A 6,606-nucleotide genomic window follows, 5' to 3' on the forward strand; every position below is an offset into this window, starting at 1 on the left:
AGAGGTGGATAAGAGACAGTCTTTCATCAGCTGGTGAAACCCGGGATTATTCCAGGTACGATCGTCGTGTCCGTAAGCCGTGTAGAACACTCTTCCCTTGCCATGTTCTTTTACCCACGTCCAGGGCTCGCGATGATCTCCTTCCACACGTTCCATCAGCACGGTCCTGTCGTCAGTGAGCTTGTCGTGCACATAGGTTTCATCCCATGTGGTGAACTCCCTGAGCGACTTAGCAAGCGGATGCTCCTTGTTGACTATCGGCACAGTGAATGTATCGGTCTTGTGCTTGAGGAATTGTCCGCCCACAAGCTTGATGTACTCCGGTGAATTCTGAAAACAGAAGCTGGCGCAATGCACAGGAATGAATCCCTTGCCTGCTGCCACATAATCCATCAATGCTTTTTCCTGCTCCGGCGTGATCTTCTCATGGTTGGCGTAGATCATCAGTCCGTCATATTTCGAGAGTGTTTCCGCGTTCAGCACGTCTGGCTGATCGCTGTACGTAAAGTTGATGCCTTCTTTCGACAGCACAGAAGCCAGCATGGGCAGGTTCATTGCTGAGTTGTGATGTTCACTGGCGTGTCCGAGGAACAGGATCTCGATCTTTCGCGGTCCCGTGCCCAGGCTGGTAGCGCGTGGATTCTCACAGGAATAAAACAGGCAACCTGCGATCATGATCAGCAGGGTGGCGCACGAAACGCTTGTAATCTTCGTCTTCATAAACCTTCGGCATTGATATCATGAAATTCGATCTAAAAAATTGCAATCGATTCCTGAATTTTATCAGCTTTTGACTGTATTTTAGCATGCAATGGGGATGGGGGTCGATTTTTAAGATAAATGAGTACCATATGATAGCCCCGGTTATGGAAGCCGGGCAGATTGGTCCACAGTCCACGGTCGACGGTCCACAACCCTTTGAGGGCTTTTCAAGAGGCAGTCTATTATTTAAGTTCATATGCACCTGCATAACCCTCAAAGGGTTGCTCCCCGACTATCGACTGTGACCGTGGACTCCAACACAATTTGACTTTGCCAAGACAACACTATATTATATATGAAAGCCGCGCTTCAGAAGTCGCCGATATCGCATGAGCATGCATTTGAGGTTAAATTCCTGCGGGCGCCGCATTTTGATCCTAACTGGCATTTTCATCCGGAGTATCAGCTCTTCATTGTGCTGAAGGGCACGGGTACGCGTTTCATCGGCGATCATGTGAGTCCATTTAAGAAAGGAGACCTTGTATTCACGGGGCCTGACCTGCCGCACCTGTGGCGAAGCGATCCGGAGTACTTTGAAGGCGATGAGCACCTGTGGACAGAAGGCATTGTGGTATACTTCCACGAACATTTTTTAGGAAATGAGTTTCTCCAGAAAAAAGAAGCATATCGCATCCGGCAACTTTTTACAAAAGCGCAACGTGGTATGGAGATCGTTGGAGACACGGCAGACAAAGCAGCGGCCCTGATGACGGAGCTGGTCACGGCCAGTGATTTTGAAAGTGTGCTCATGCTGCTCAACCTGTTGAACCTGCTGGCGAATGGCTCATCACACAACCTTTTATCCAGCGCGGGGTACACCAACTCATTGAAGGAGTCAGATACGGAAAGGATGAACAGGGTGCACGCCTATGTGATGAAAAATTTCAGGGAGAAGATCACGCTGGAAGAAGTGGCCGCCATCGCGAACATGACACCGACATCGTTCAGCCGGTATTTCAAAACACACGCCAACAAAACGTTCTCTGATTTTCTTACCGAGATCCGCATCGGGTATTCGTGCAAGCTGCTGATCGAGAAAAAAATGAATATCTCGCAGGTGTGCTACGACAGTGGGTTCAATACGCTTTCCAATTTCAACAGACAATTCAAAACGGTGACCCATTATAATCCGCTGGAATATCGGAAGAAGTATGCGGAGACGGAGTATCCTTAAAATCAGAAGCCAGGAGTCAGGAGTCAGAAGGGGGAGTAAGAATTAAGGAGTAAGAAGAATGAAAACTGTCATCCGGCAACTGGCAACCGGCAACTAATTACACGCCTTTCTTATACCGCTCGTTCAAATAAACAATCACTTCTTCCGTGATATTATTCCCCTCTTCAGCGTACATGAGGCTGCCATCGCCGGAGGCTCCGAGGATGAAGTCGTAGCCGTTCTCTTTGCCGTAGTCGGCTACGTGCTGGTTGATGCGTTTCCAGATGTCGGCGGTGTATTGTTCGGTGGTCTGCTCCTGCTCGATGCGGAAGTGTTGCGCGTATTGCTGATACAATAACAGTTTCGGATCGTCTTTGCTGTTGCCGATCAACGCCCCCACTGAATCCAGCACGTGCTGGTGGCGGGCTTTCACATCGTTAAGCTTCTTTTCAAGCTCCTTCTTTCCTTCAAAAGCGTTGAAGACCTGCTGGTTGAGGATGAAAGCGGTTTTCTTGCCGGGTTTGGCGATGACGTAGATGCCGAGACCGATGATCAGGAGGAAATTGAGCGTGAGGAGGATGTTTTTCAAGGGATAACGTTTTGGTTAACGGACTTCACCTGCAAATATGGGATTTATTTTGTTATGTTCAGCTCGGGGTGTGGGCATTGGGTGTGTGAGAGCTTGTTGGTGAAGAACACCAACAAGGGCGTGGGGCGGCGAGAGAGCGTGTTGGTGAAGAACACCAACACGGGCGTCAGGGCGTCAGTTGCCTGTTAGCGGTCGGGTGAGCGGTCTGCCGAGCTGCTCTACAAAGATGGTATTGATCTTCTTGCGCTTATCTTCACAGACAAGCTGAACGATGCTCTGCTCTTCGTTGCCACAAGCATCTTTCACATAGAGCACCACATAGTAGTCGGGTGTTTTGTCGACGGTGATGACGGGCGTTTTTCCGGAAGCTTCCAGGATCTGCTCCCGGGGCTGGTACAGGAAATCAGTGCGTTCGTTGTTCAGCACATACCAGTTCACCTGGTAAGGGGCCTTGCCGCCCTTGATATCGCCATAGAATTTTACAACGCTGAACGACAGCTCGTCACAGCTCATCTGCTCCGGGCTTACCACAATGCTCACCGCCGGGCCCGGTTTCTCAGGGGCCTCCACCAGCCTGAAGGGCAGCTCGTATATTTTACCCTGCTCATCTTTCAGCGTGCAGAAGTAAGTGTGATCGTTCTTCCAGTCACTGTAAATATCTTTTAGCGCCACCACAAAACTATTCAGTCCGTAAACCTTGCCGAGGCTTACCGTGGCAACCGGCTTGTCTTCTGCATCCGTGATCTTCAATGGGATCTCCGGCCAGCGCCCGTAAGCATCAGTGTATTGCAGGGCGAGGGTCTCGTCTGTGACCTCGTACGTTCTGGCGCCATCGGAGGCATTCAGGTTTATATAGTACGGTGTTTTTTTCAACCCCTGCCCTACTGCCGACAAACTGCTCAATACAACGATCAGGGCAACGGCAAATGCTGAATGGTTCATTATTTTATAGCTCATGATGCGTGGTTATTTTTTTGGCTTTTTCATTGAACTGAGGCCTATCCTGAAAACCCAGGGAGACTTGTCAGGATTACCGGCCAGCTTGTTGACCCGGTACAATATCTGGAAGTTAATACCGATCGATTTGCTGATGGGCAGCAATGCGCCACCCCCTGCCAGCACTTCGTGAACGATCTTATTCTTCGAGATCTCCCGGTCGAGCTTCGAAGGTTTTACGTTGTCCTCCACCTGGAGGTAAGCACGTTGCTTCCAGACCTCTCCTTTCACAAACGACCTGAACCCGGTCTCCACGTTCAGCTTCTTTTCCCGGAGCTGTACCAGGAAACTTGGGCCGAGGCCGGCAGAGAGAAAATCTGTAAAATGATAACCGAATGAAGGCGACACCTGGATGACGTTCACGGCAGTGTCGCCGTTGAAGAACCCGATGATGCCTTCAAAATAGCTCTTGTTCATAAAGGAAGGTTTCTTCTTCAGCGCAGACCGCTTCAGCTCTTCCGTGATCTTCTCATCTTCCATCAAATAACCTTTGGCTTTCAGCGTAACCTCACGCATGCTGTCTACCAGGGGCAGGTACTTCGAGTCGAGCGCCGTGCCCGAGAGTGGCGGCAACTCCGAAAGCACTGACTGTGGTAACTTCAGGTCGGAGATATTACCCTTCTTCAGCGATGAAAGGTCAGTGCCGGCAAAGTCTTTCTCGAGGGTGTTCAGCTTGTCCTCGTCCTTCATGCCGATACCCTTCTCTGGATCGTAGCTGGCTCCATCCACGGATTTGCCTGAGATGGAGCTGTTGATACGTTTCAGCAATTCGTCTTTGGGCGTTTCGGTCTTTGCAAAAGCAGAAGCTACTTTAAGAATACTGTCTGCCTTCGCCGCCCCCAGCGAATCATAGATCTTTTTAATGTACTTATCAGAATATACTCTTTTGGCGCCCAGCAGACTCTGCTTCAGGTTATCGGCGTCGATCTTATTGCCCAGGCCGGCGATGCTGTCCTGGAGATTGGACAATTTTGCCGGTCTCAGCTTTTTGCTCGCTGCCTCTTTTATATCGGGGGTTTTGCCATCGGGCGCACCGGGTACCTTCAGGTTCTTGAGCTTGTCTTCATAAACGTCGGCTTTCCCCTCTGCAGACGGTAGCTTGTCTTTCGACAGTGAGGGTGCCTCCAGGTCGCCGAGGTCTTTGAGGTCATCTTTGCTGAACATCTTTTTCTTCCACGGGGCATTCTCGGGATCGTCAGAGCTGTACTGCATCTGCGACATTTTTTCATCCAGCATTTTACGGTGCATGCCCTGCGAGAGCTTCTTAAGGTCCGTGCTGTCGGGTTTACTGTCTTTCAGCGCTTCTGCTTCGCGCCTGGCTTCGTCCTTCAGGTTTTCGCCTTCATCTCTTAAGCCATTCCCCTCGTTCTTCAGGTCATCGTCGATCTTCCTGACCTCACCGATGCCTGTGTCCGCCACGGATTCGTCAACCATCGCATCCACCTTCTTCTCCCCTTCGGCCTTCAACGCTTCGGGATCTTTCACTGCCGGCGGCTCCGGCTTTTTTGATAAGGTGCTCCTGTTCGATCTCACAATATCTTTCGTCTGCTGCACGGTGCCCGTCACTTTTTGCTTCAGGTCGTTGACATCCTTTTTGATTTCTTTTACGATACCATTCTGCTTTTTAACGGTGTCTGCTTTCGTGGTATCGCGTTTAACGATCTGCTGAACCCTCGCCGCGGTCTCCTTTCCCTGCTGCTCAATAGGCTGCTGGGCATGTGTTGTGAACACCGCCAGGCAGACCAGGAACAGGGGGATCAGGTTCTTCATTTCAGTTGTCGCCAGGTTTCCCGCGGATCACGCAGATTTACGCTGATGTGTCGATGATAGTATCTGCGCCTTTCTGCGATCCCGATAGGTATCGGGACTGCGGGAACTGTATTTTTATTTTTTCTCCAATTGTTGCTTCAACGCATCGATCTGTTTTTGTTGCTCGATGATGTAGAGGGTCAGCTCTTCCACTTTCTTCAGCAGCACCGCGTCCATGTCACCGAGGCTATGACCGTTCTTCTCAACCTCTTCTGCGGAAGGAACATCCTGCAGGTGATGGTTTGCCTGGATATATTTTTCCACTTCGCTGAGGGATGGCAGCCTGTACGATGTAGCGAACACGTAATCGGGCCAGGCAGCGCTGCTTCTTTCGATCTTCACGTCTTTTGCACCAATTTTACCGTTCACGGCAAGCTCATAGGTGTTGGTAAGCGGTGTGCCCACGGAGATCTTTCCTTTCACGATGAGATCGTTCTGGCCGGGAGCGGCGTAATCAAAGTTATCCGCGATCAGAATGCCGCCGGTTTTCAGTCCCGAAGGGTTGGCACGTTCGGTTGAGTTTGCAATACGAAGGTAATGGTGGTGGTCTGCATCACCGGCGCCGGTAAAGAGTGTAGGTGTGCCGTTGTCGAGAACAATATTACCGCCATTGATGTGCAGCATCTGTGCAGGGCTGGCGATGCCGATGCCCACAAAGCCGTTACTGTTCAGCACCGACAGGCGGGCGCTGCCATTGGTGGCGAGTGACAGGTTGCCACTGCTGTTGAAGAGTCCATTCGCAGCCGTGTACTGAGTCGACAACACATCTCCGTTTACATGCAGCATTGCTGATGGCGACGTTGCGCCCAGGCCAATACCCACAAAACCATTGGAGCCGAGCACCGAGAGCCGCGGCGTGCCGTTGGTGAGGAATGAAAAGTTGCCCGCGCTGCTGAAATTACCGGTGGATGCGGAAAAATCCGTTGCAGAGATCGTAGCTGCCGACGCGATGTTGCCGGAAGACGTAACACTACCGGAGGTCGAGAAGCTTCCTGTTGCCAGGATGTTGCCGTTCACGTGCAGCATCTCCGTGGGCGACGTTGCACCGAGGCCGATGCCCACGAAGCCTGTGGTGTTCAGGATGGTGAGACGTTGATTTGTACCGGTGAACAGCTTCAGATCGGAAGGTGCAACAGCGGTGAAGGTACCGTCTGTGGAGGGTACCTGCGCGAGGGCTGCTGTGGTGAGGAAGCTCGTGAGCAGAAGCAGTAATGAGGTTTTGTTGGTAAAGGTCTTGCTGGTGAAGAGCACCAACAAGGGCTTGAGCATTTTTTTCATATAGTAAGTTAATTCGTTC

The 6,606-nt window shown here is 51.1% G+C and carries 6 protein-coding genes; 1 reads left to right on the forward strand and 5 read right to left on the reverse strand.

The window, feature by feature from the left end:
- On the reverse strand, positions 1-720 hold a 720-nt coding region (locus tag KK083_RS19945; RefSeq protein ID WP_254166838.1), incomplete at its 3' end, for a ThuA domain-containing protein.
- Between the two features lie 337 nt (positions 721-1,057).
- Between KK083_RS19945 and KK083_RS19950 the strand changes: the two genes are divergently transcribed.
- On the forward strand, positions 1,058-1,936 hold the full coding sequence (locus KK083_RS19950) for an AraC family transcriptional regulator (RefSeq protein ID WP_254166840.1): 879 nt from the start codon (positions 1,058-1,060) through the stop codon (positions 1,934-1,936).
- A gap of 97 nt (positions 1,937-2,033) precedes the next feature.
- Here the strand turns inward: KK083_RS19950 and KK083_RS19955 are convergent, their stop codons facing one another.
- The 4 genes from KK083_RS19955 to KK083_RS19970 form a co-directional block, all read right to left on the reverse strand.
- Positions 2,034-2,504, reverse strand: coding sequence for an OmpH/Skp family outer membrane protein (locus KK083_RS19955; protein WP_254166842.1), 471 nt, complete (start codon positions 2,502-2,504; stop codon positions 2,034-2,036).
- A 174-nt stretch (positions 2,505-2,678) separates the two neighbouring features.
- A complete protein-coding gene (locus tag KK083_RS19960) occupies positions 2,679-3,461 on the reverse strand; it encodes a hypothetical protein (RefSeq protein WP_254166844.1) in 783 nt (260 codons plus the stop codon).
- A gap of 9 nt (positions 3,462-3,470) precedes the next feature.
- The gene (locus KK083_RS19965; RefSeq protein WP_254166846.1) at positions 3,471-5,270 is read right to left on the reverse strand and encodes a hypothetical protein; all 1,800 of its coding nucleotides are present in this window, start codon (positions 5,268-5,270) and stop codon (positions 3,471-3,473) included.
- Positions 5,271-5,384: 114 nt separating this feature from the next.
- Positions 5,385-6,587: a hypothetical protein gene (locus tag KK083_RS19970; RefSeq protein ID WP_254166848.1), complete on the reverse strand. Its 1,203-nt coding sequence runs from the start codon at positions 6,585-6,587 to the stop codon at positions 5,385-5,387.
- Positions 6,588-6,606: the final 19 nt, after the last annotated feature.

Origin of the sequence: Chryseosolibacter histidinae, from assembly GCF_018598225.1 — a bacterium.
GTDB lineage: Bacteria > Bacteroidota > Bacteroidia > Cytophagales > Cyclobacteriaceae > Chryseosolibacter > Chryseosolibacter histidini.

What these genes read in the sequence shown, in the direction of transcription:
- KK083_RS19950 (WP_254166840.1), top strand. Translation starts at nt 1,058, where the DNA reads ATGAAAGCCGCGCTTCAGAAGTCGCCGATATCGCATGAGCATGCATTT.
- KK083_RS19960 (WP_254166844.1), bottom strand. Translation starts at nt 3,461, where the DNA reads ATGAGCTATAAAATAATGAACCATTCAGCATTTGCCGTTGCCCTGATC.
- KK083_RS19965 (WP_254166846.1), bottom strand. Translation starts at nt 5,270, where the DNA reads ATGAAGAACCTGATCCCCCTGTTCCTGGTCTGCCTGGCGGTGTTCACA.
- KK083_RS19970 (WP_254166848.1), bottom strand. Translation starts at nt 6,587, where the DNA reads ATGAAAAAAATGCTCAAGCCCTTGTTGGTGCTCTTCACCAGCAAGACC.